The organism is Pseudovibrio sp. FO-BEG1, from assembly GCF_000236645.1.
Taxonomy (GTDB): domain Bacteria; phylum Pseudomonadota; class Alphaproteobacteria; order Rhizobiales; family Stappiaceae; genus Pseudovibrio.
Genome location: NC_016642.1, coordinates 2888178 through 2912003, shown reverse-complemented (window position 1 = coordinate 2912003; position 23826 = coordinate 2888178). Strand labels below are relative to the sequence as shown.

At 52.2% G+C, this 23826-nt stretch carries 19 protein-coding genes; 7 read left to right on the top strand and 12 right to left on the bottom strand.

The features are described from left to right. Positions 1 to 8: 8 nt before the first annotated feature. The 4 genes from PSE_RS13355 to PSE_RS13340 form a co-directional block, all read right to left on the bottom strand. Positions 9 to 461: a hypothetical protein gene (locus PSE_RS13355; RefSeq protein WP_041768470.1), complete on the bottom strand. Its 453-nt coding sequence runs from the start codon at positions 459 to 461 to the stop codon at positions 9 to 11. A gap of 303 nt (positions 462 to 764) precedes the next feature. After that, positions 765 to 1457, bottom strand: coding sequence for a bifunctional 2-polyprenyl-6-hydroxyphenol methylase/3-demethylubiquinol 3-O-methyltransferase UbiG (locus tag PSE_RS13350; RefSeq protein WP_014285338.1), 693 nt, complete (start codon positions 1455 to 1457; stop codon positions 765 to 767). Continuing rightward, positions 1454 to 1903, bottom strand: a complete 450-nt coding sequence (locus PSE_RS13345; protein ID WP_041768469.1) for a DNA polymerase III subunit chi — start codon at positions 1901 to 1903, stop codon at positions 1454 to 1456. The genes PSE_RS13350 and PSE_RS13345 overlap by 4 nt, the downstream gene beginning before the upstream one ends. Before the next feature lie 720 nt (positions 1904 to 2623). After that, positions 2624 to 4114, bottom strand: a complete 1491-nt coding sequence (locus PSE_RS13340; protein WP_014285335.1) for a leucyl aminopeptidase — start codon at positions 4112 to 4114, stop codon at positions 2624 to 2626. A 284-nt stretch (positions 4115 to 4398) separates the two neighbouring features. On the opposite strand from PSE_RS13340, the gene lptF reads away from it, so the two are divergent. The 7 genes from lptF (at position 4399) to PSE_RS13305 (ending at position 15075) form a co-directional block, all read left to right on the top strand. Next, positions 4399 to 5592 (top strand): LPS export ABC transporter permease LptF, encoded by a 1194-nt coding sequence (gene lptF / locus PSE_RS13335; RefSeq protein WP_041769003.1) that lies wholly within the window; start codon positions 4399 to 4401, stop codon positions 5590 to 5592. Next, positions 5592 to 6683: an LPS export ABC transporter permease LptG gene (gene lptG / locus PSE_RS13330; protein ID WP_014285332.1), complete on the top strand. Its 1092-nt coding sequence runs from the start codon at positions 5592 to 5594 to the stop codon at positions 6681 to 6683. Before lptF ends, lptG begins: the two co-directional genes overlap by 1 nt. Further along, positions 6683 to 9085, top strand: a complete 2403-nt coding sequence (locus PSE_RS13325; protein ID WP_014285331.1) for an LPS-assembly protein LptD — start codon at positions 6683 to 6685, stop codon at positions 9083 to 9085. The genes lptG and PSE_RS13325 overlap by 1 nt, the downstream gene beginning before the upstream one ends. Positions 9086 to 9293: 208 nt before the next feature. Continuing rightward, the gene (locus tag PSE_RS13320; protein WP_014285330.1) at positions 9294 to 10235 is read left to right on the top strand and encodes a SurA N-terminal domain-containing protein; all 942 of its coding nucleotides are present in this window, start codon (positions 9294 to 9296) and stop codon (positions 10233 to 10235) included. A 34-nt stretch (positions 10236 to 10269) separates the two neighbouring features. Continuing rightward, a complete protein-coding gene (gene pdxA / locus PSE_RS13315; RefSeq protein WP_014285329.1) occupies positions 10270 to 11286 on the top strand; it encodes a 4-hydroxythreonine-4-phosphate dehydrogenase PdxA in 1017 nt (338 codons plus the stop codon). Next, positions 11286 to 12125 (top strand): 16S rRNA (adenine(1518)-N(6)/adenine(1519)-N(6))-dimethyltransferase RsmA, encoded by an 840-nt coding sequence (rsmA, locus tag PSE_RS13310; RefSeq protein ID WP_014285328.1) that lies wholly within the window; start codon positions 11286 to 11288, stop codon positions 12123 to 12125. The genes pdxA and rsmA overlap by 1 nt, the downstream gene beginning before the upstream one ends. Before the next feature lie 562 nt (positions 12126 to 12687). Continuing rightward, a complete protein-coding gene (locus tag PSE_RS13305) occupies positions 12688 to 15075 on the top strand; it encodes a S8 family peptidase (RefSeq protein ID WP_148266145.1) in 2388 nt (795 codons plus the stop codon). Positions 15076 to 15149: 74 nt separating this feature from the next. On the opposite strand, the gene PSE_RS13300 is transcribed toward PSE_RS13305, so the two are convergent. The 8 genes from PSE_RS13300 to fabD form a co-directional block, all read right to left on the bottom strand. Next, complete coding sequence (locus PSE_RS13300; RefSeq protein WP_014285326.1) at positions 15150 to 16529, bottom strand: multicopper oxidase family protein; 1380 nt, start codon at positions 16527 to 16529, stop codon at positions 15150 to 15152. Positions 16530 to 16735: 206 nt separating this feature from the next. Beyond that, a complete protein-coding gene (gmk, locus tag PSE_RS13295; RefSeq protein WP_008551826.1) occupies positions 16736 to 17428 on the bottom strand; it encodes a guanylate kinase in 693 nt (230 codons plus the stop codon). A 47-nt stretch (positions 17429 to 17475) separates the two neighbouring features. Continuing rightward, complete coding sequence (locus PSE_RS13290; RefSeq protein WP_041768467.1) at positions 17476 to 18366, bottom strand: YicC/YloC family endoribonuclease; 891 nt, start codon at positions 18364 to 18366, stop codon at positions 17476 to 17478. Positions 18367 to 18689: 323 nt separating this feature from the next. Next, positions 18690 to 19865: an endolytic transglycosylase MltG gene (mltG, locus tag PSE_RS13285; protein ID WP_008551878.1), complete on the bottom strand. Its 1176-nt coding sequence runs from the start codon at positions 19863 to 19865 to the stop codon at positions 18690 to 18692. A gap of 192 nt (positions 19866 to 20057) precedes the next feature. Next, a complete protein-coding gene (fabF, locus tag PSE_RS13280; RefSeq protein ID WP_041768465.1) occupies positions 20058 to 21323 on the bottom strand; it encodes a beta-ketoacyl-ACP synthase II in 1266 nt (421 codons plus the stop codon). Between the two features lie 153 nt (positions 21324 to 21476). Continuing rightward, positions 21477 to 21713: an acyl carrier protein gene (locus PSE_RS13275; protein ID WP_008551920.1), complete on the bottom strand. Its 237-nt coding sequence runs from the start codon at positions 21711 to 21713 to the stop codon at positions 21477 to 21479. A gap of 274 nt (positions 21714 to 21987) precedes the next feature. Next, positions 21988 to 22725, bottom strand: a complete 738-nt coding sequence (fabG, locus tag PSE_RS13270) for a 3-oxoacyl-[acyl-carrier-protein] reductase (RefSeq protein ID WP_014285323.1) — start codon at positions 22723 to 22725, stop codon at positions 21988 to 21990. A 115-nt stretch (positions 22726 to 22840) separates the two neighbouring features. Beyond that, a complete protein-coding gene (fabD, locus tag PSE_RS13265; RefSeq protein WP_041768463.1) occupies positions 22841 to 23794 on the bottom strand; it encodes an ACP S-malonyltransferase in 954 nt (317 codons plus the stop codon). Between the last annotated feature and the right edge of the window lie 32 nt (positions 23795 to 23826).

Here is a 23826-nt window from a genome sequence, read left to right as displayed (position 1 = left end):
GCAAAGCCTTATGCGTCTGTGTCTGAAGTGTCCATGTCCAGAAATCCGCCGATAGTGGGGAAATAACGTATCCCGAACGTTGTGGTGAAAGCCAAAAGCAATGCGATGAAGGTCACCAGAAACGTTGCGAAGTGGGCATCACTCGGTTGAGCCACGCATGTATTCTGCTTGCACTGCATGGTGACTGAAGCTGGTGTACGCCCCTCCTTTTGCAATGTCTGCAATTTTGAGAACCTGCGTTCGCTGAAGATGTGAGTTGCTTGCTGGTCTGATAATACAACTATAGCTTCGCCAGCGACCTTGACTGTCAGATCATCAAACTCGACTACTCGTTCTTCTATAGCACTTTGAGAGAAACCAGAATACGAGATGGCTGGCCACCAAACCTGCATCGGCACAAAGGTATGCAGAAGTATTGGTGTGACCGCTAACAAGCCAAGTTTCAACAATAGCTGCTTCAATATAAACTTTCCTAAAAAATATTATATTACAATAAATTACTGCAATTTTCTCGCAGTTAGATTCACGAGGTTCAGAAACTGATTCAAGTGCGTTGCCACACTACACTAGAGTGCTGCAGTGATTTTTTAAAGAGTAAGCAAACGTTCATTGCTGATGCCGGTGAGCACTGCGGTCTCCAGAAAATGCGCAGATCGCTGCGTGTGTCGACGCGGGCCCCTCTCAAAAGAAAAAGCGCCTCTCTCCAGCAATGGATTGAGACGCTCTGTTTTACGGATTGTCATCTGCTTAAGACCATGCAGCACTCAGATGCTGCGCGTCAGTTCCAGCCAGATGTGGGGGATTTTGCGGCCATCGTCTTTGTGTTGGACGAAGGTTCTTCTGGCGGTCTCTTTGAAGTCGTCGCCATAGTATGCGGCGATCTCTTCATCAGTCAGCGGCCAGGGTGGGCCGGAGCGTTCGCCGTTGCCGTCGTAATAGCGGCCCAGAATGATGAGCGTGCCCCCCGGAGCAATGAGGCTTTTGAGCGGTTCAACCACGTTGCCGCGCATTTCAATGCCAATGGCTTGCAGGGTGAAGCACTCATAGACCAGATCAAACTTGCCAACCCAATCCGCAGGTGGGTTGAACAGGTCAGCACAGCGGAACTCAATCTCACCAAATGGGAAGCGTTTCTTTGCCCATTTGATGGCTGTTGGGGCAACATCAAATGCAGATGCTTTCCAGCCAGCTTCATGGAGCGCGTTGGCGTTGTCGCCCAGTCCGCACCCCACATCCAGCGCGGTTCGCCCTTCCCCCTTGTTGGTCTCCAGCCATTCCACCAGCGGTGCTTTTGGCTTCAGCTCAGCCCACGGGATCTCGTTGGTGTCGCCCTGCGCCGTGGTGTAGACCTGCTCAAACCAGTTTTTCCGGTTTTCCCAGCCGCCCCCATTTGCGCCTTCCAGAGTGTCCAGACGGGCGCGGAGCTGCTTGCGATGATCAAGTACGTCCGTGCTCATGCTTTTCGATCCCACCCGCCGTTGTCGGTCTGCGCCCAGTAAGTGAGTTCGTGGTCGCTGTTCTTGACTTCCATCCAGCGCTGGCGGGCTTCCTGCAGCGCTTCCTGATCGTTGCCGTCAAACATGTACACGACACGTTGATACTGAGCCGGATCCGGCAGGGGCGCACGGTCTACCAGAAAGCGCACGATTGCCTCGTTCGGGTTGTCACTTTCTGTTGTCAGGTAGATGGGCTGGAACTCCGGATGGCCTTCCTTTTTAGTGCCGTGTGGCAGGAAGCCATCGTCAGAGTAAGTCCAGAGATAAGAATCAATGGCGTCGCACCGTTCTTCCGTTCCGAACTGAACTGTGACGACCCAATCTCTTTCCAGGCACTTTTCAAGAAGAGTGGGCAAAGCCCGTTCCAGCGGAAATTTAGAAAGCTGGTAGAACAGCACTTCACTCATATTCTGGTTTCCCGTTTATCCGGCAGGCTCACTTTCCTGCAGCCCGATGCACCTTGCGACGCATGCTTCCTCAGGCTGCGCATGGAATATGTAAACCCCAAATCGCAGTGTTTCTCACTTGACCACATTTTAATCTAAAAATTGTCGTGAATGATCCCAATTAGATCGGGATATTCATAGGAATCGTTGATAAACCCCGCCCAGACGCTTTAAAGGGCTGGACTTCACCGCATTCCTGGGGAATTTCGGTGTGGTGTTAAGCTTAGTGAAACCGACACCAAATTATGGAGGGTGAAATGCTCTCATCTCTGTGGTGTTGTGGGTCCGCAGGCATTGTATATTTAGGAAACGTCCAAATGGCAGCGCGTATTGTATTGTTCTTTGCTCTTGTATCCGGTCTTGTTGGCGTAACTGCTGCAGTGGGTGCAATGCTTCCAGCAACCACCAGTTCCTGTGCTCATTACCAGACCTGCTGATTGACTGGGTAGCCAGCTACCTCTTTCAAAAACAACAATTTTCTTAGAAAATAGCGTTTAACGCGTTAATCTCTTTTCATCAGTTTGGAGCCCTACTTCTGTTTGAAGCGGGGCTTTTTTTTGTGCAGTTTCAGAGGTTCATATCCAGCCGGCTTCAAGGCAACAAAAAAGGCCAGCCACACCTGGTGTGACCGGCCCTTTTTGGATTAGATCAATGCAGGCATTCTCATGCCCTTAACAAGGCTTAGCCTTCGTAATGATCTTTGATCATGCGGTTCAGAGCGCGCACGCCGAAACCAGATGCCCAGCCCTGAGAGATTGCATTTTTCTTAGAACCCATTGCGGTGCCAGCAATATCGATGTGAGCCCATTTGGTCTCGTTGGTGTGACGCTGCAGGTAAACAGCAGCGGTGCTCGCACCGCCCCAGCGTGCACCACCAGTGTTACGCATGTCTGCATTTGGGGTGTCGATCATTTTGTCGTACTCGTCACCCAGTGGCAGGCGCCACATTTTCTCAGCTGTGGTTTCACCTGCTTCGCAGATCTGCGCTGCCAGTTCATCATCAGCGGAGAACACACCTGCGCGGTGGCCACCAAGTGCAACCATACACGCGCCGGTCAGGGTCGCGAGGTCGATCATGAACTTCGGAGCGAAGCGATCCTGCGTGTACCAAAGCGCATCCCCAAGAACCAGACGGCCTTCCGCATCGGTGTTCAGGATTTCAACGGTCTGGCCAGACATGGTTTTCACAATATCGCCTGGGCGGATCGCGTTGCCGTCTGGCATGTTTTCAACCAAACCCAGCACACAGATTGCGTTGACTGGCGCCTTACGGCCTGCCAGCGCCTTCATGAGACCGATCACAGCGGCCGCGCCGCCCATGTCGCCCTTCATGTCTTCCATGCCGGCGCCTGGCTTCAGGGAGATACCACCGGTATCAAACACAACGCCTTTACCGACGAATGCAACTGGTGCTTCGCCTTCTTTACCGCCATTCCATTTCATGACAGCCAGACGGGATGGACGCACAGACCCCTGACCAACGGCCAGCAGAGCATTCATGCCCAGTTCCTGCATTTTCGCTTCGTCGAGGATCTCCACGTCAACACCAAGATCGGAAAGCTGCTGTGCTTTTGCAGCAAACTCAACAGGACCAAGAGTGTTTGCAGGCTCATCAACGAGTGTGCGTGCCAGCAAGGTGCCTTCCGCAACAGCTGCCGCCTCTGCCCAGAGTGGCTCAACAGCAGCTGCGTCCTGCACTTTCAATGTGATTTCGCAGGCTTTGTCGCCGTCAGCCTCTTTTTTAACAGTGCGGTAGGTGTCGAACTTGTAACCACGCAGGTAAGCGCCCTGCGCAAAATCTGCTGCCTGCTGCGCTGTCGCTGCTGCCGGGAATGTAATCTCAGCAGCTTCTGCCTTGAGTGCGAGCAGTTTGCCAGCAACTTCACCACCCAGATTGATCCAGTCCTGTTCTTTCAGCTCATCTGCTTTGCCAAGGCCAGCAACGATCAGACGATCCGCATTCATGCCTTCCGGAGCGAGCAGATGCATGATGCCAGATTTCTTACCGGTGAAATCAGCGGTTTTTGCAGCGCGCTCAACAGTTTTTCCAGCGGCGCCCATCACACCCTCAGCTTCTGCTGCAAAGCTGAGTTCTTCACCTGCAAAGACGACCTGAACGGGTGCGGTTGCATCAGAATACTGCGCGATCTTGATGGATGTGAATTGCGTCATTATGTGGTTTCTTTCCTCGGAATGACCTATGGCAGGCAATTTCTAGCAGATTATGCTAGCGACCACAGGCGGACGCGTGGTCCAGCTACTCGTAAAATTCATGGCAGAACATGGCGCGATAATGGTCCCGTTTCAAGGCTATGTGAAGAAACTTGCGAGTTTATTCATTAAAAGATCCAGTGAACCGACTTTCTGCCGCATTCCGTGCTATTGAGTGGTCTTGAATCAATTTGTGGCTTGGCCTCTCCCATAACGAACAAGAAAAGGTTCTGGTGCACGGCACAATGAAAACTATCGAACGCTACATCATCAGACGCAGCTTTACCGCCTTCATCGTAACATTGGCGGCCATGACCGGCGTTGTCTGGTCCACTCAAGCGCTGCGCCAGCTGGATCTGGTAACGTCGAAAGGTCAGACCCTGCTTCAGTTCGGTTACATCACCGCTCTGGCCCTGCCTTTCCTCATCCTGATCGTTGCCCCTTTCGCAATGATGCTGGCGTTTATAATCGTGCTGAACAGCATGTCCCGTGACAGTGAGCTTATTGTCATCAACGCGTCCGGCGCTTCCAAGTGGCTGGTTCTGCGCCCTATTATGACGTTTTCCCTCTGCGTCACAGCACTGATGTACTTCCTGTCGATCTATCTGTCCCCGACAGGATTGGCAGAACTGCGCAGTGAGCTGACGCGTGTGCGCGTTGACCTTGTGGCCAACATCATCAAGCCCGGGCGGTTCATTCCCATTGAAGAGAACCTGACCTTCCATATTCGCAACAGAAGTGGTGATGGTGTGCTTGAAGGGCTGTTGCTGGATGACGCAAGAGATCCGGAAACCTCCTTTACTTATACAGCTGAAACCGGGCGCATTATTGAAGCGGCAGACAAAACGCTGCTTGTGATGCTTGATGGCACAATCCAGCGCCGCCCCAAAGGTGGGCAGGATATGTCCATCGTGAGCTTTGAGAGTTATGGCTTCGATCTGTCCTCGATGATTCCCGAGGCGCGCGAGCCAACATTCAAGGCAAGTGAGCGTCCAACCTTCGAATTGTTGAGCGCAAACCCTGATGATTCTTACGCTGCAAAGCATTGGGACAAGCTAGTTGTGGAATTCCACGACCGTTTAAGTGTCCCTCTTTACCCCATTGCCTTTGGTCTGATCATCTATGCCTTCCTTGGCTCTCCCAAGACCACAAGGCAAGACCAAGGCCTTGCAATAACTACAACAATCGCTGTTGCGACACTGCTGAGAACAGCAGGTTTCGGCGCAACGCTCATCGTGAGTGCGGCTCCAGATATGTTCCCGTTGCTCTATGCAATCCCAATAATCGCAATTGCGCTTGCTGCGTGGTCCATTAGCCTGAACAGAAGACCTTGGTTTGTTCAGCGTCTGGTCGATTGGATATACACCCTCCTGAATGGAGTTGGGCGTGTGTTCTCCAAACTGGTAGGCCGTAAAAACCAAGGGACAGCAGGACTGTAATGACCGGAAGAACGCTTAGTCTTTACATATCCAAACGGTTCCTGAAGTCGATTCTGGCCCTGTTCCTGTTTGCAGCTGTGCTGATCCTGCTCTTTGACGTACTGGAACTTGTGCGTCGCGGCGGTGATCGTGAGGGCTTTTCGCTGCTGCGCATTGCAGCGATTTCCGCACTGCGCGTGCCTTTGCTGCTGGAACAGGTGATCCCATTTGCGGTGCTGTTTGGCTCAATCTGGGCTTTTGTGACCTTGAGCAGAAGCCTCGAGCTGGTTGTTGCGCGTGCTGCTGGCATTTCCGTTTGGCAGTTTACAGCCCCTGCTCTTCTCACTGGCCTGTTCATCGGGATTGCTGCGGTCATCGGATACAATCCCGGCGCCGTTTATCTGCAACAAAAATCGGATGAGGTGGCCGAAGGTCTGTTCAGCGTGGAGCAAACCTACCTGCTGGAAGGTTCTGGCGAGGTTTGGCTGAGACAGAACGGAACTGACGGTGAATCGGTTCTGCATGCCCGGCATATTGGTGGGCAAGGTGCGACATTGAACGGCGTGACGATCTTCTCCTTTGACCGTCAGGGCGAGTTTTCAGAGAGAATCGAAGCTCGCCGCGCAGTGCTTGCAGAAGGCATGTGGCGCTTAACTGACGCTGTCGTCTATGCTCTGGACACTGATCCACAACATTATGATAACTATAGTGTCAGCACATTTTTGACCCCTACAGAGGTCAAAGAGAGCATAGGTTCGCCGGAATCTATTAGCTTTTGGAGTCTTCCCCGCTTTATTGAGTTATCCCAAAGGGCTGGACTACCTGCGTATAGGTATTCTTTACAATATCAGACTCTTCTAGCCAAACCCCTGTTACTTGTGGCAATGATTGTCATTGCTGCTGCTGTTTCGCTGCGTGTATCGCGTTTTGGGGGGATTGGCCGCTTGATCATATGGGGCATCATTGCCGGTTTCGTGCTTTATGCCGTTTCCGAAGTCTCCAAGGATCTGGGCGGAGCCGGAATCGTTCCCACAGCGGTTGCGGCATGGGCACCTGGCGTATTTGGGGTTCTTATGGGTTTTACTATTCTGTTGAATCAGGAGGACGGTTGATGGGTTCGACCTTGATCCTGACACAGAAAATCAAGCGAGTTGGAGCTGGCTGCGTATCGCCAGACTATCTTCGCACTGTCTCTGCACTTGCTCTGCTGTGCGGCGCTGGCCTTATGGTTCTCAGCGCGCCTGCTGTTGCGCAGATCGACCTTTCACAGACTGCCAAGCAGTCAATCGATACTTCTCAACCAATGCTGCTTGAAGCAAAAGAGCTTCGCTACGATTTTGACAATGACGTCATAATCGCATCTGGCAGTGTTGAGATCTATTTCGATAACTACACATTGCTCGCAGATCGTGTGACTTACAATCGTAAGGATGGTAAGTTTTCAGCTCACGGTAATGTGCAGATGACTGAGCCAGACGGGAACCTTATTCTCGCCGACAATTTGACGTTGAGTGATGACTTTTCAGAAGGCTTCGTGAACGCGCTTCAGATCGATACACCTCAATTTACGCATTTTGAGGCCGAGAGCGCTGAACGCTCAGGCGATAATGTCACCACATTAAGAAACGGCACCTACTCCGTTTATAAGAAGGCTCCAAAGCCTCCCTTATGGCGGATCAAGTCCACAACGATCATTCACAACCAGCAGAAACAGCGCATCTATTTTGAAGGTGCATCGATTGAGTTGTTTGGGAATACGATCGCAAAGATCCCCTACTTCTCGATTGCCGACCCGTCTGTTGGACGTAAGTCTGGTTTTTTGCTACCGCGTTTTGTGACGAAGAACCGACTTGGGTTTGGTGCAGTCATTCCTTACTACTGGTCGCTTTCTCCGACATATGACTTAACAGTCACTCTCACACCGCTGACACAGCAAGGTGTTTTGGGGCAACTGGATTGGCGTCAGCAGTTTGATACTGGCTCTTACAATGTTTCATTGGGCGGAATTTCTCAAGCAGATCCTAGTGCATTTGATGGCTCCAGCGGTGATGTTCAGGGACGTTTCATTGTTAACACAAACGGCAGCTTCGACCTGAGCAAACGTTGGGAAACTGGCTGGGATATCACTTACGCAACTGATCGTGCTTTCCGTGAAGACTATGGCTTCGCGCGCTTTGGTACTGCTCAAGAAGTTTCAAAAATCTTTTTGACAGGTGAGACAAAGCGTAATCTTTTTGATGCGAACGCATATGCTTTCCAGATTTCTCAGGAAGACAACCCAAGCCCAACCCAACCTACAAATCCGAGCGCACCGTTCTCTGCCGTAAATGCTGACCTCCAAGAAAAGCAGCCTTATGTTCATCCTGTTATCGATAACTCAATCTATTTTGAAAAATCCATACTTGGTGGACAGCTAAACTATGATGGCAACTTAACCAGTCTGACACGTCAAACCACAGACGCCTTCTCAGTTAATGGACAAAACCGTTTCCGTGGTGTTGAAGGCACATTTACGCGCGTGAGTGCGAACCTCACATGGCAACGTACGCTGATTGACCCAATTGGACAGGTCTTTACTCCTTTTGCTTATGCAAAGACCAATCTGTACTTCCTCGCAAATGCCGATAACAATGTAACCGCCCTTTCAGACGAGTCCGTTGTCTTCCGTGGCATGCCAGCAGTTGGTCTGGAATATCGATACCCATTCCTTGCGACGTTTAACGGCGGCAATCAGGTTATTGAGCCGATTGCACAGTTGATCGTTCGTCCGAACGAAGCTGCGATTGGTGAGCTCCCGAATGAAGATGCGCAATCCATCGTGTTTGATGCATCTACTCTGTTCGAATGGGACAAATTCTCCGGCTTTGACCGAAACGAAGGTGGTACCCGCGCCAACCTTGGCCTACAGTACAAGCTTCAGTTCGATAAAGGCTCGTTCATCAGCGGCCTGTTCGGTCGTTCCTTCCAGCTGGCAGGACGTAACTCCTACGCTGTACCAGGCATCCTTGATGCGACAGGTGATTCAGGACTACAGACAACTGGGTCTGACTATGTCACCAGTCTTTACTTCGATACCAATACCGGTTTCCGCTTAGGCGGCAATGCGCGCTTTAGCGAGCATGATTTTGGGGTAGAACGTGCTGAAGTGAGTGCAAGTGGTCGTTATGGTCCAGCCTCCACGGTTCTATCTTATGCCTATCTGGCCGAGCGACCTGATGCTGGTATTGACCAACAGCGATCAGAGCTCGTTGGGGCGTTGAACCTGAACCTTGAGGAAAACTGGCGTGTCTTTGGATCGCTTCGTTATGACGTGATCAATGAGAATATCGTTCAGGATACGGTTGGTCTTGGTTATGACGACGAAGGCTTCTCAGCTTCGATCTCCTATGGTGAAGACAGAAGCCGAAATAATGGTGAACCGGTTGAGCGGATCTTCTTCTTCCGATTCGGCCTGAGAACCATCGGCGATACCAGCCTCTCAACCTCTACCTCTGACTCATCCCCGAATGATTGAGTAGGTATTTGAGCTTAAACCTCTGGCTGTACACAAGAAATAGCCAGAGGAATGACAGATTGTCGCCTTCATTTGCTATTATTAGTTTGAATAAATTTTTCCGGGCTGCACCCTTCTAATTTGAGGCAAGCTGTGCCAAATATGCATCAGTGCTATCTAGGGAGCGTCTAGAGAGGGCATGTGCCTTTGGGACGGAGAGCTTAACAAAATGAAACTTACTCGCTTCTGTGCTTCGCTTGTTGTGGCTGCCAGCATGCTGGCTCCGGTTGGTCCAATGCTGACTTCTGCGGAAGCTGCAAGTAAAATTGTTGCTGTTGTTAATGGCCGCCCGATTACGAGCTATGAGCTCCAACAGCGCTCCAAGCTGATTTCCCTGACCACACGCGCTCCTTCTAGCGTCGCAAAACGCAAAGCTAAAGATGAGCTGATCGATGAAGCTTTGAAGCTTGAAGAAGCAAAACGTGTTGGCGTTTCTATTTCTGACAGCAAAGTTGATGATGCGTTTGCAACCATCGCTCAGCGCGTAAAGCTGTCTCCTTCTCAGTTCAAGCAGGCTCTTTCTCAGAGTGGTGTGAACCCGCGTACGTTGAAAAACCGTTTGCGTGCAGAAATCTCATGGTCTGAAGTAGTGATGCAGCGTTTCCGCGCAACCGTCCGGATCAATGAATCTGACGTTATTGCTGCTCTTCAGGGCAAAGAAAGCAAAGATGACAACGGTGACACCAGTGTCGAGTATGACCTTCAGCGCATCATTTTTGTTGTTCCTAAGAACTCCAGCAAGTCCTTTAAAAACAAGCGCGTTGCTGAGATGAAGAAACTCAGAGCCCGTTTTACCTCCTGTGAGGAAGGTACCCGTATTGCATCTGGTTTGAATGAAGTTGTTGTTCGTCCAATTGGCAAGCGTCTTGAAACAGACCTGCCAGCTGCATTCGTGCAAAAGCTGAATAAAATCTCCATTGGCCGCGTCACAGCGCCTACCCCTGTAGACTCCGGATTTGAGATGATTGCTCTTTGTGGTAAAGAGACAATCGACAGTGATGCGACTGCGCGAAGCACAATTGAGGGCGAGTTGCGGAATAAAAAAGGGCAACAGCTTTCTCGCCGTTACCTTCGTGACCTGCGCTCCAATGCTGTAATCGAGCAGCGCTGATCGCCTGATCAGCAGCAGGAGATGTTTTTAAATCATGCGCAGAGTGAAATTGGCGCTCGCCCTGACAATGGGCGAGCCTGCAGGTATTGGCCCTGATATTACGCTAAAGACCTGGAAAATGCGCTTTGAACGAGATGTTCAGCCATTTTACGTTTTATGCGATCCTGAGCTTTTAAAAGCCCGCGCGAAGCATCTCGGCTTCAAAATTCCGATCAAGGTTGTTGAGCCCGAAGCTGCTTGTGATTGCTTTGATGAAGCCCTTCCAGTGGTTCCTCTCTCCGGCCCTGTCCAGGTTACTCCTGGAGCCCCTTCCGGAACAAACGCCGCACTTGTGATCGAGTCCATTGAAACTGCGGTCCGTCATGTGAAAGAAGGACGCGCATCTGCAGTCGTCACAAACCCGATTTCCAAGAAGATCCTTTATGATGGTGGCTTTCACCATCCTGGACACACAGAGTTTCTGGGTGATCTGGCGAAGACATATTGGGACAAGGATGTTGAGCCGATCATGTTGCTTGCCGGTCCTGAGTTAATGGCCGTGCCGCTGACCATTCATGTTCCCTTTGTTGAAGTCCCTAAGCTGGTGACAAAGGAACTGATCGTGGATCGATGCCGCGCCATCAACAAGGATATGGTTGAACGATTTGGCATTACCTCACCACGTATTGCGATTGCAGGTCTGAACCCTCATGCAGGTGAAGGCGGCTCCATGGGCACCGAAGAGATTGAGACGATTTCTCCAGCCATAGCCCAATTGCGCAGTGAGGGCATTGATGCACGCGGTCCGTTGCCTGCTGATACTATGTTCCATAGTGAAGCGCTGGATACCTATGACGTGGCGGTGGCCATGTATCATGATCAGGCGCTTATCCCTGTTAAAACTCTCGCCTTTGATGAAGCTGTGAATGTGACGCTTGGCCTCCCTTATGTGCGCACATCACCAGATCACGGCACTGCATTTTCCATTGCAGGCACCGACAAGGCCTCTCCAAACAGTTTGATGGCTTCTCTGCGACTTGCAGCAGCCCTCGCACAACCTGAGCTCGTTTAATGGCACAAATTGATGATCTGCCACCTCTGCGCGAGGTGATTGCAGAGCATGGGCTCGATGCCCGCAAATCTCTTGGTCAGAACTTCCTTCTCGACCTTAATCTGACTTCGCGCATTGCCCGCAGTGCCGGAGACCTGAGTGACTGTACCGTCATTGAAGTTGGTCCTGGTCCAGGTGGCCTCACTCGGGCGCTGCTAGCGGCTGGTGCGAAGAAGGTTATTGCGATTGAGAAGGATACTCGCTGTCTGCCTGCCCTTGCTCAGATTTCAGAGCACTATAACGGCAAGTTGGAAGTAATTGAGGGCGATGCGCTCAAGTACAATCCAGCAGAGCTTGCGGATGGTCCTATCAAGATCATTGCGAACCTTCCTTACAATGTTGGCACCCAGCTGCTTCTGGGATGGCTGACAACAGAGGAATGGCCGCCATTTTGGAGCTCTTTGACGCTGATGTTCCAGAAGGAGGTCGGACAGCGTATTGTAGCTCAGACAGGTGACAAAGCTTACGGACGTCTTGGCGTTCTTGCCAACTGGCGGTGTCATACGGACATTCTGTTTGATCTGAACCCAAAGGCCTTTACACCTCCGCCGAAAGTGACTTCTGCTGTCGTGCAGCTGCACCCACGTGAAAAGCCTCTGGATTGCCCGCTGAAAGCGCTGGAGCGCGTGACTGCTCATGCCTTTGGCCAACGCCGCAAGATGCTCAGAGCCAGCTTAAAAGGCCTTAAACCAGATGCAGAAACTCGCATTGAAGCAGCTGGCCTTAAACCAACTGCTCGTGCTGAGGAAATCGACGTGGCCGGCTTCGTTGCTCTGGCTCATGCGTTTGATAAAGATTAGAGCATTCGCGCACTCATAGAGACAATAAAAAGCCCTGAGACCTGGTTAAGTCTCAGGGCTTTTTTATTCGGGCTGCTGCGATGGTTTATTCAACGCGCATGAAGGCGGTCATGCGCTTCCCCGGTGCGCGATGATGTAGATGACGCATATGCAATCTGAGCCCCACATTTTATTGGGGTCAGACGCACGGTTTTGAGTGCCAGTACTGATTGCACGTTCGATTCGAAGGCTGCAGCTTACAAGAGCATCGAAAGCACATTTCCCAATGCATGTGGAGGAAATATCACGTGCAACGAGGCAACACTCAACTCTTAAACACCTCAGCGAAACTGTCGCGCGGCATGTAAGTTGCAAAAGTGGCTCAAAAGTAAATTTGCTGCATCAAGCAAACGAGTTCGTACTGATTACAGCATTGTACAGACGGATCTAAACGCAAGTGAAATAAACATTATTTCAAACTACACATCAAACATCTTCAACCCAACTCACTAATTGACAGTTTTGAAACGCTTCCTAACCCTGCGAGATGAGAGCAACTGAAGCTAATCAAGTTGGGGTTCTGATGAAGGTTTCCGTATATTGGGCTGGCATTTCGATCCTATTATTTGGCTTATCTGGATGCAATGGTGGGGGCGGAGGCTCTGGGCAGATCAGCAGCTCAAGTGCTCCAGTCATCCAAACTCAATCATGCAGCGGCATTTCAGGGAACGCTGACGCCTTTTCCTCATCTTGTACAACTTCATTCGATACGACGACGGCTAACCTCATTTCTAAGACGAATGAGTTTACAGTTCAAAAAATTACAATCAGCTCTGCTTTAAGTGGTCTTGGGTACACGATAAAAAGTAACGCATTTGCAGATATCAACCTGCAATATGCTCGCTCAGTTGGATTGACTGGCAAGGGTGAGACCATTGCTGTTCTTGATACGGGCTTTCTTCTTTCACATAAGGATCTGAAGAACAAGAACGTCACCCTTTACGGAAAGAACACAGCGCAAGACCATGGAACCTTCGTCGCAACAATTGCAGCAGGTGAAGAGGATGGATCGGGCGTAATGGGGGTCGCTGCTGGAGCAGACCTTCACCTGAGCACATTAGATGGTGGAAGCTCGTCTAGTACTGGCGTACAACACCTTGCGGCAGCAACCAACGATGCCTTCAACAAAGGAGCAATTGCTCAAAACAATTCCTGGGGCTACCAGTTTGCAAATGGAAGATCGATTACACTTGCCGATTATCATTTAGAAACAGATGGGTACCCCGGTCTCTCACCAGAAGCCATTCTTGCAATCAGCTCCGGTCAAAGTACTCAAGCATGGAAGAACTATAGAGCTGCCCTTAGTCAGTTCATTAGCCAAGGGATTGTTGTTTTCGCTCAATCCAATGATGAAAATGACTTCAGTTCATCTTTAACTGCCGCTTTACCTGAAATCTTTCCTGAGTTGAAAGGAGGGTGGGCCGTTGCTGTCAATGGGCTGCCCGAGTACGACTCTAATGGAAACATCTCCAAAGTACATCGCGTATCCGCCGGCTGCATTGAAACTGCGGAATACTGTCTGACAACGAACGGAACCACTCGCGGAGGCACCTCATCCTCTGACTCTTCTTATAGCGAAGCAACCGGGACCTCATTTTCTGCACCGCAGGTGTCAGGCTCAATTGCTCTACTTGCAGAAGCCTTCCCGACTTTACCTGCCAAAGACCTGTTGAACAGACTGTTCGCATCAGCAGATAACAGCTTCTTTACGGCAACTGGAAGTGTCGACTTCGGAAATGGAGTGACCCACGCCTATAATAGAGAGTTTGGCCATGGTTTTCTCGATCTGAGAGCAGCCTTAATGCCCATTGGTAATGTTGGCGCACCTCTTTCTGACAACGCTTATGACGGCGTCGTTCCCCTTTCAGAGGTAAGCATCACTGCTGGTACTGCTCATGGTGACGCCATATCAAATGCGCTCCAGGGAAAAACGATGGCGATTTACGACTCCCTTGGCGCAAACTTTGCCGTTGATGCTGGTGCACTTATTGGATCGAGTTCGCAGAATGTTGACATCCGACTTGAGACATTCCGGTCCAACAACAAGACTAGCGCACAAAGCACGCCATCCTACTCCTTCATGGGAAGTGGGCTGTCTTCAGATACTGGTGGTTTCCAGTTCGTCTCCGGTAGCACGTCAGAAATTGGCAAAGAACTAGGTTTCATTCAATCTGGAGACGGGCTGTTTTCAGGCGATTCTTCTATAATTGCGGACGGTCCCGGCACTATGGCCTTTGCGACCGTGAGTAAGACAGATGGAAGTGGTGTCGGCGCTCTGACCTATGTCGAGCGCACCAGCGACGGTATCGCCTCTGCTGGCTTTGGCCTTTCTATGGCAAAAACATTGCTTCCGAATCTGACCGGTGTGTTTGGGTTTGCCATCAATGGAGAGACAGGAACAGCGCTGGGGTTAACGGCTGAAAGTCAGAGGGATGAAGCTCTTTCAGCAGCCAGTTCAGCTTTTTCATTTGCAGGTGAGTGGACATATCAACCCGGCCTGTCATTTTTTGCAAATGCTGAGTTTGGTATGACGCTGTCTGGAGATGCGGGTTACATCGAGTCACTCGACCCAGCCTTACACAGTGCGTTTAGTGCAGGCATAAAATTTGAAGGTCTCTTCTCCGACAAAGATCTCCTCACCTTCTCTCTTCGGCAACCGTTGCGCATCGAACAAGGAAACGGGACTATTCGCCTTCCTTACGGGCGTGCAGCAGATGGTACTATCTCATATGTTGAACACGAAATTGAACTTGTCCCTAGTGCACGACAGATCGATTTCGGCCTTCGTTACGATATCAACTTTATGGAAGATACGGTGCTGGGCTTAGGTGGCGCAGTTTCTGTCAATGACGGACATACTCGTGGTGAGCTTGGCGCATCTGCACTTATGGCATTTAAGCATCGATTTTAAAGTGCCCAACAACAAAAAAGCCCTGAGATCATTTCTGGTCTCAGGGCTTTATTAATTAGATCCGCAGCGATGGTTTATTCCACGCGCATGAAGGCGGTCATGCCGCTTTCTTGGTGTTCGATGATGTGGCAGTGCATGAGCCAGTCGCCTTCGTAGTCGGGGCGCACGGCGACCTGGACGCGTTCGTCGGGGAGTACGAGTGCGGTGTCGGTCCACCAGGGGGCGAGTTGACGTTTGTTGCTCTTGAGGAGCTGGAACGTCATGCCGTGGATGTGGATCGGGTGCGTGTGCGGGGTTCGGTTGATGAACTCGAACACGTAGGACTTATCGCGCTTCAGCACGTCTACCGGGTCCAGCGGCCCACGTTCAGCACCTTGCCATGCTCTTTTATTCACGGCCCAGAATGAGAAGCCAAGACTTCCACAGATTGGGTTGGCGGGGCGTTTCTCGGCTGTGGCTGAGAATTCCAGCGGGATGTACTCGGCGTTCTTCAGATCCGGCTGAGGGATCGGGTTGGCTGGCAGTGGCTTGATCTCGCGCAGATCGCGGTTCAGGGACTGGCCAATGGCGCGCAGAGACAAGACTGACCACGGCGAGGATGAAGAGTAGTTGGTGAGCTCAATCTGCTCACCTTCCCCATCAGGAATGCGCATTGCGATATCGGCGCGCTGGCCCGGTCCCAGTGCAAGCTTGTTGACTGCGAATGGTTCTACTGGGTTGCCATCCATGGCGATGACTTTGGCGTCGGTGCCATGCGGAAAGGACAGTTTGTAGATGCGGGTTACATCGGTCACGCACAGGCGCAGGCGGACCAGAGAACCGGCTTTAACATCCATCACAGGGGCAGATTGCCAGTTGGAGGTGCGCAGAGTGCCGAAGGTCCCTGCCCGCGCTGATTTGCGGGGCTGGAACAGTTTGACGAACTGGCCATCACTGCCAAGGCGGAAGTCACGCAGGTTCACCGGGATATCGTGATCGAAGCCCGGATCTTCGTCTTCTTCCACGATCATCAGACCGGTCATGCCGTAGGAGAGCTGCTCCAGAGAGTTGCAGTGCGGGTGATACCAGAACGTTCCTGCATCATGCGGCGTGAAGCGATAATCGAAGTGGTCGTCGGTATAGACGTAGTGCTGGGTCAGGAAGGCAACACCGTCCATGTCGTTGGGCAGGCGCATGCCGTGCCAGTGGATGGTGGTTGGCTCTTCCAACTTGTTGATGAGGCGGCTGTGGAACGGTTGACCCTGCTTAACACGCAAGGTTGGCGGCATAGCATCGCCGAAGGTGAACATCCGTTTTGTGGCAGGTGCATCCTTCATCAACTGATGGTCGATGTTGCGGGCAATCATGTCATGGCGTTTTGGCACTGCCCAGAGACTGGACGCCCCTGCCAAGCCACCGGCCACGGCAGCACCGCCAAACAAGGCGCCTTTCAGCGCCTGACGTCGTGTGATCATTGCTCTTTGTCCTCAAGTTCAGCCCGTCTCTGTACTTGGCTGGTCAATGGCTATTCACGACGGCTGCTGTTTACAGGGCATCTGCTTCCTGCAAATGACGCCCTGCTTGTATCTGGCTCACAAATTGATTCAAGTAGCTAATAGTTTGAATCACGAAACTGCGTCAACGCTCTGAATTTACAGGATTTTGCAGTTTCCTTGTCTAATTATTCCGCTGTGGCAGTCTTCAGATCGGCAATCATGCCTTCCATTTTGCCGGAAAGTTTTGGCAAGCGGATCCGCTTCAGGCGCTCAGTTGTGATGATTGCCTGAACAGTTTCAACGGCCTTGTCCAGATCATCATTGACGATGATGTAATCAAACTCCTGCCAGCCGGAGACCTCATCAATGGCGGTCTTCATACGGCGCTTGATGGCAGCATCGTCGTCATCGCCACGGCCAGACAGGCGTGCGTGCATTTCAGCAATGGATGGTGGCAGCACGAAGATTGCGACCACGTCCTCACCAGCTTGATCCTGCAGCTGGCGAACGCCTGCGATATCGATATCGAACAGGATGTCCTTGCCCGCATTCAGGCTGGCATCCACTGGCTCACGCGGAGTGCCGTAGTAGTTGTCGTGTACCTTGGCCCACTCAAGCAGCTCATTGGCTTTGATCTTGCGCTCAAACTCGTCCGTTTCAAGGAAGTAGTAGTGAACGCCATGTTCTTCAGCCGCGCGGCGCTGACGGGTGGTTGCAGACACGGACAGGGCCAGTTTGTCATCGTCAGCCAGCAGACGGTTTGCGATGGTGCCCTTGCCTGCGCCAGATGGTGCTGCCAGCACCAGCATGAAGCCGCGGCGCACATCTTCGATGTCCTGAGCTGATACGGTTGTTCCGCTTGCGTTTTCTGAGGTCATTTCCAGATTGTCTTCTTTTGCTTTTCTGCGTTTACAGCGTCTGCATCTTATTCGATGTTCTGTGTCTGCTCACGAAGCTGATCGATCACAGTCTTCAGCTCCAGTCCAATTGCGGTCAATTCCACACTGTTGGATTTTGAGCAGAGGGTGTTTGCTTCGCGGTTAAATTCCTGTGCCAGGAAGTCAAGGCGACGTCCGATTGCCCCCCCCTTTACGAGCAGCTCGCCAACAGCTTCTACGTGGGCGTAGAGGCGGTCCAGCTCTTCGCGGATGTCTGCCTTTGTGGCAAGGATTGCTGCTTCCTGATGGAGCCGCTGCGGGTCCAGCTGGCTGCTTGCCTCAATAAGTTCCTGAACCTGCACCTCAAGGCGGGCGCGGATGGCTTCCGGGTTGCGGGACGGCAGAGTTTCAGCTTGTTTGGTGAGCGCGTCGATGGTGTCAATCTGGCCCTTCAGCAGCGTTGCAATGGCACTGCCTTCGCTGCGGCGCATATCCACCAGCTCATTCAGAGCTTCATCGAAGGAAGACAGGAGCGCTGCGATCTGAGCGTTTTTCTCTTCTTCGCTTTCTTCCGCCTCTTCAAACTCCAGAACGCCCTTATAACCAAGGATACCGTCGAGTGTTGGTTCCGGGGCATCCGGGAGGCGATCACGCAGGATGGAGATAGCTTTGAGCACCTGTTCCAGAGCTTCTTCATTGACCACTAGAGCGGTGTCGGACTGGGAGCGCTGCATTTGCAGGCCAACAGAGACGTTGCCACGCTTCAGTTTGGCAGCAAGACGTTTGCGAACTTCTGCTTCAACGCCATCCAGCCCCTGAGGCAGACGCAGGCGTGCATCGAACCCTTTGCCATTGACGGAACGAAGCTCCCACACCCAACGTGTCTCTTCGTAGCTGCTTTCCACGCGGGCAAAGCCGGTCATGCTAGCCAGTGCCATCCCTGAAACTCCTTTTGCGAGCACTCCCCATCTAGGCAATGCTCATAATAAATCTGTGTCGGAGCAAAGCATACTCATCGGACTGAAGATTCCCATGAGCTATGTCGTGCCTGCCCTCACGCGTATCCATAAATTATCGTTTGTCGATACGCGGGAGCATGCCGCGTTCATTACCATTCACGCATCATGCTCCATACTTACATTCTGAGCGAGTTCTTATCATTTGATCAGGTTCGATCAAATGGAACGCGCTCTAGCAAAAAGCCTGCCCGGTGTCATTCCTGGGCAGGCTTTTCTTGTTTTGGTCCTGCAGAGCTCGCAGATCAGTTGTTTTTCTTTTCTGCGGCCTGCTTTGCGCGGATCTCTTTTTCGACCTTGCGCCAGTTGGCGACATTGCGCTGGTGCTGTTTATAGGTTTCAGCGAATGCGTGACCGCCAGTTCCATCTGCAACGAAGTAAAGATCCTTCGTACGGGCCGGGTTAGCGACCGCTTCCAGAGCAGCCACACTCGGGTTGCCAATTGGCCCCGGAGGCAGTGCCTTGATCTGGTAGGTGTTGTACGGGTTCTTTTCCTTCAACATGGAACGGGTGATCGCAGAGCGGTCTTTTGTCCATGCATCACCGCCAAACAAGCCATAAAGGATTGTCGGGTCGGACTGCAGCGGCATGCCTTTACGCAAGCGATTGACGAAGACAGAGGCAACACGTGGGTGCTCATCAACCTTGGAGGTTTCTTTCTCCACGATGGACGCGAGGATCACGAGTTCTTCCGGTGTATCGATCGGCAGACCTTGCGAGCGCTTCTCCCAGATGCGGGCGATGTGCTCGTCCATGGACTTTTCCATCTGCTCGATGATACGCGCCTTCGTGGTGCCACGTGTGAAGGTGTAGGTTTCCGGCAGCAGAGAGCCTTCTGCAGGGATTGCAGAGATTTCGCCGGTCAAGATTTTGTTGGCATTCAGGCGGTTGATGATCTGAGCGCTGCTCCAGCCTTCCGGGAACGTCACGGAATGGTACACAGCACGGCCACCAACAAGGTCTTCCATGACAGTCTTCATGGAGATCCCTGCCGGGAATGCGTATTCCCCTGCCTTGATCTTGTTTTCGTTCTTGAACAGGCGTGTGCCCGCTTCAAACACGAGAGAATTGGTGATGACACCTTCGTCTTCCAGCTTGCCAGCAATCTGCGGCAGGCTCATTCCGCTCGCGACAATGAAGAGCTTTTCTTCTGTCAGCGGACCAGCGGCATCAAACTCGCCCTTACCCCAATACAGCGCAGCACCGGCAACGATGATGCCGAGGACTGCCATGGAAAGCAGGAAGTTGATGGTGATGACGATAGGATTACGCGCGTGACGTGAGCGCGGTGGAGGTGGTGGCGCAGCTTCCGGCTGAATGGCGCGACTTGGACTGCGCGGTGCAGACGGACCACCCGGCTGAATATGAAGATCAGACTGATCCTGAGGCCCATTTGAGTTGTCTTCAGGCGATTGAGCCATATTAACCCTCTATATGGGAGCGCAAAACAAGCGCTCCATCATTAGCGTACCTAAAACCGAGAACATGCCCTGTTTTCGGCGATACACTTTAAATACTCATTACAGAGCCTAACCCATTCGGGAGCCGCAATATAAAAGGCCAGATTCCGCCGTACGGAGTCTGGCCCTTTTTTCCATTATCAAAAAAGCGATTTATGCTTCGACTTTTTTGAGAACCAGAGACGCGTTTGTGCCGCCAAAGCCAAATGAGTTAGACAGAGCGTAGTTAATCTCCATCTTCTTGGCTTTATTAGGGACCAAGTCGATCTTAGTTTCAACTGATGGATTATCAAGGTTGATGGTTGGTGGAGCAATCTGATCACGGATCGCCAAAGCGGTGAAGATCGCTTCCACTGCGCCAGCTGCACCCAGCAGGTGGCCGATTGCAGATTTTGTGGAAGACATGGTCAGAGAACCAGCATCTTCACCTGCAAGACGCTCAACAGCACCCAGCTCAATCTCATCACCCAGTGGGGTGGAGGTGCCGTGTGCGTTGACGTAATCAACATCACCGAGAGAGATGCCAGCACGCTTCAGTGCAGCTTCCATGCAGCGGTAGCCGCCGTCACCATCGGATGCTGGCGCAGTGATGTGGTATGCATCGCCGGACAGACCGTAGCCAACAACTTCAGCGTAGATTTTTGCACCACGTGCTTTTGCGTGCTCGTATTCTTCCAGAACAACGATACCTGCGCCCTCACCCATCACAAAGCCGTCACGGTCTTTGTCGTATGGACGGGAACCTTTTTCAGGCTCATCGTTGTAGCCGGTGGACAGAGCTTTACAGGCGTTGAAGCCTGCGATGCCGATGCGGCAAACAGTGCCTTCTGCACCACCTGCAACCATCACATCCGCGTCACCAAATGCAACAAGGCGTGCAGCATCACCGATTGCGTGAGCACCGGTGGAGCAAGCTGTTACAACAGAGTGGTTTGGACCTTTAAGACCGTGTTTGATGGAAACGTAGCCGCTTGCCAGGTTGATCAGACGACCTGGGATAAAGAACGGGCTTACGCGGCGCGGGCCTTTTTGTTCCATCATAAGAGCTGTGTCAGCGATCCCCTGAAGGCCGCCAATACCAGAACCGATGAGCGTACCAGTGCGGCACTTGTCTTCTTCGGTTTCAGGCTTCCAGTCTGCATCTTCAATGGCCTGATCGGCAGCTGCAATCGCGTAGACGATGAATGGGTCTACCTTGCGCTGCTCCTTCGGAGCCATGTAGTCATCTGGATTGAATGTGCCATCGGTGCCATCACCGCGCGGGACCTGACAAGCAATCTTGGTTTGAAGATCTTCGGTCTCGAAGTTTTCGATGCGACCTGCACCGCTTTTGCCTTCAAGAATTCGTTGCCATGAAACTTCAGCCCCGTTGCCAAGCGGGCTGACCATGCCAATGCCTGTGATAACGACTCGACGCATATTTCCTGCACTTTAATTAGAATGGCGCTGCCAGCCTCATCTGTCGCTTTTTGGAGGACAAAGTGTCTCTCGCTGCGACGGGCATGCAGCTTAAAAGAAAACAGGCGCGGCGAGCGCTAATGACCCACCGCGTGCCTAGCTTTTTAAACAGGATTAGCCCTGCTTGGATTCGATGAACTTTACAGCATCGCCAACAGACTGAATGGTTTCAGCAGCATCGTCTGGAATTTCAACGCCGAATGCTTCTTCGAAAGCCATTACCAGTTCAACAGTGTCCAGGCTGTCTGCGCCCAGATCGTCGATGAAGCTTGCAGATTCGACGACCTTGTCAGCCTCTACGCCGAGGTGCTCGACAACGATCTTCTTTACCTGTTCTGCAACATTGCTCATTTTAAGTCCTCAATTGGTTTTCAAGGTAGTGTTTCGGTCCGCTTCGCGGGGCCTTATTTCACTCGGCACCCGTGTTGCACACTCTGGTTCTTTTGAAAAGACGCAACGGCCTATATGTTAAGCCGCTTCCAAAGAAAACCGCAGCTTTTCCGTTCCTCTTTCCAAGAGGTCACTTCTAATCGGCGGGTTCCTAGCACAATTAGCACTGGTTTACCAGCCGCCAGTAGTGATTGCCCCATTTGTACAAGGGACGGACCGGCTGCGTATTTCTTCGTTAAATCATCGCCATACCGCCATTCACGTGCAGTGTCTGACCGGTAACGTACGCTGCTTCATCACTTGCGAGATAAACAGCTGCACCTGCGATTTCATCAGCAGTGCCCAAACGACCCGCTGGAACGTTGCCCAGGATCGATTCGCGCTGCTTTTCGTTCAGCTCGTCGGTCATCGCAGTAGAGATGAAACCTGGAGCAATTGTGTTTACGGTGATCTTACGGGAAGCCACTTCCTGCGCCAAAGATTTGGACATGCCGATCATGCCAGCTTTTGCTGCGGAGTAGTTCACCTGACCTGCGTTGCCAGTGACGCCAACAACAGATGTGATACCGATAATGCGGCCCTGACGACGCTTCATCATGCCTTTGATTGCTGCGCGGCAGATACGGAAAGTCGCGGAAAGGTTCACTTCCAGAACCTGATCCCACTCTTCGTCCTTCATGCGCATGAAGATGTTGTCGCGGGTGATGCCTGCGTTGTTCACGAGGATATCGAGGCCGCCCATCATTTCTTCAGCAGCCGGGACAAGCGCGTCTACGCTGTCACGGTCGGACAGGTTTGCTGCCTTGATGTGAACGCGATCGCCCAGATCAGATGCCAGCGCTTCGAGCTTTGCTTCGCGGGTACCGGACAGGGTCACGGTTGCGCCCTGCGCGTGAAGTGCGCGTGCAATTGCTTCACCAATGCCACCGGTCGCGCCGGTTACAAGTGCGCTTTTACCTTCTAAATTGAACATGCCGTTGGTCTCCTCGGCTTTAAATCCGTTTAAAGAAAGCTCATAGGGAGGAACTATGGGTTCCGTCTATACGCGCGGCAAAATGCGGTGCCTATGAGCCTTCAAAATCTGTGTATTAGCTCTCAGCGCCTTCAAGACGCGCAACGAGTGCATCAATGTCTTCTGCTGTGTTGACTGCAACACCTTCCAGAGACTTCACGATGCGGCGCACCATGCCGGTCAGCACTTTGCCGGTGCCGATCTCAACCAGAGTGGTCACACCGTTGTCTGCCATCCAGCTTACAGATTCGCGCCAGCGCACGGTACCTGTGACCTGCTCAACCAGACGGGTGCGGATTTCTTCCGGATCGGTGATTGGAGCTGCCAGAACGTTTGCAACGAGCGGAACTGCCGGTGCCTTGATTTCGACTTCAGCCAGCGCCTTTGCCATTGCGTCTGCTGCAGGCTGCATCAGGGAGCAATGGAACGGTGCGGATACAGGAAGAAGAACAGCGCGGCGTGCGCCCTTGCCTTTTGCGATCTCACAGGCGCGCTCTACAGCTGCCTTGTGGCCGGACACAACAACCTGGCCGGTTGCGTTGTCGTTTGCTGCCTGACAGACTTCGCCTTGCGCAGCTTCCTGCGCCACTTCCATAGCCTGATCGAAGTCCAGACCAAGGAGAGCTGCCATTGCGCCCTCTCCTACCGGGACTGCCTTCTGCATTGCATCACCACGGACACGCAGCAGGCGGGCAGCGTCAGCGATGCTCAGGGAGCCAGCTGCTGCCAGTGCAGAGTATTCACCAAGAGAGTGACCAGCAACGAAGCTTGCAGCTTTGGACAGGTCAACACCTTTTGCCTCAAGCACACGCATGGTGGCGAGGCTGACAGCCATCAGAGCTGGCTGGGTGTTTGCAGTGAGGGTCAGCTCGTCTGCCGGACCTTCCCACATGATCTTGGTCAGAGACTGACCGAGAGCTGCATCAACTTCCTCAAATACAGCGCGCGCTTCCGGGAACGTGTCGGCAAGTTCCTTACCCATTCCAACCGCCTGGCTACCCTGTCCGGGAAATGTAAATGCAATAGTCATTTATAAATAGCTCCGTCGCACTTTATTGCGTC

Bases quoted from the DNA above. Each gene is read 5' to 3' on its own strand.
- PSE_RS13350 (WP_014285338.1), bottom strand. From the start codon at position 1,457: ATGAGCACGGACGTACTTGATCATCGCAAGCAGCTCCGCGCCCGTCTG.
- PSE_RS13345 (WP_041768469.1), bottom strand. From the start codon at position 1,903: ATGAGTGAAGTGCTGTTCTACCAGCTTTCTAAATTTCCGCTGGAACGG.
- PSE_RS13340 (WP_014285335.1), bottom strand. From the start codon at position 4,114: ATGACGCAATTCACATCCATCAAGATCGCGCAGTATTCTGATGCAACC.
- lptF (WP_041769003.1), top strand. From the start codon at position 4,399: ATGAAAACTATCGAACGCTACATCATCAGACGCAGCTTTACCGCCTTC.
- lptG (WP_014285332.1), top strand. From the start codon at position 5,592: ATGACCGGAAGAACGCTTAGTCTTTACATATCCAAACGGTTCCTGAAG.
- PSE_RS13325 (WP_014285331.1), top strand. From the start codon at position 6,683: ATGGGTTCGACCTTGATCCTGACACAGAAAATCAAGCGAGTTGGAGCT.
- PSE_RS13320 (WP_014285330.1), top strand. From the start codon at position 9,294: ATGAAACTTACTCGCTTCTGTGCTTCGCTTGTTGTGGCTGCCAGCATG.
- pdxA (WP_014285329.1), top strand. From the start codon at position 10,270: ATGCGCAGAGTGAAATTGGCGCTCGCCCTGACAATGGGCGAGCCTGCA.
- rsmA (WP_014285328.1), top strand. From the start codon at position 11,286: ATGGCACAAATTGATGATCTGCCACCTCTGCGCGAGGTGATTGCAGAG.
- PSE_RS13305 (WP_148266145.1), top strand. From the start codon at position 12,688: ATGAAGGTTTCCGTATATTGGGCTGGCATTTCGATCCTATTATTTGGC.
- PSE_RS13300 (WP_014285326.1), bottom strand. From the start codon at position 16,529: ATGATCACACGACGTCAGGCGCTGAAAGGCGCCTTGTTTGGCGGTGCT.
- gmk (WP_008551826.1), bottom strand. From the start codon at position 17,428: ATGACCTCAGAAAACGCAAGCGGAACAACCGTATCAGCTCAGGACATC.
- PSE_RS13290 (WP_041768467.1), bottom strand. From the start codon at position 18,366: ATGGCACTGGCTAGCATGACCGGCTTTGCCCGCGTGGAAAGCAGCTAC.
- mltG (WP_008551878.1), bottom strand. From the start codon at position 19,865: ATGGCTCAATCGCCTGAAGACAACTCAAATGGGCCTCAGGATCAGTCT.
- fabF (WP_041768465.1), bottom strand. From the start codon at position 21,323: ATGCGTCGAGTCGTTATCACAGGCATTGGCATGGTCAGCCCGCTTGGC.
- PSE_RS13275 (WP_008551920.1), bottom strand. From the start codon at position 21,713: ATGAGCAATGTTGCAGAACAGGTAAAGAAGATCGTTGTCGAGCACCTC.
- fabG (WP_014285323.1), bottom strand. From the start codon at position 22,725: ATGTTCAATTTAGAAGGTAAAAGCGCACTTGTAACCGGCGCGACCGGT.
- fabD (WP_041768463.1), bottom strand. From the start codon at position 23,794: ATGACTATTGCATTTACATTTCCCGGACAGGGTAGCCAGGCGGTTGGA.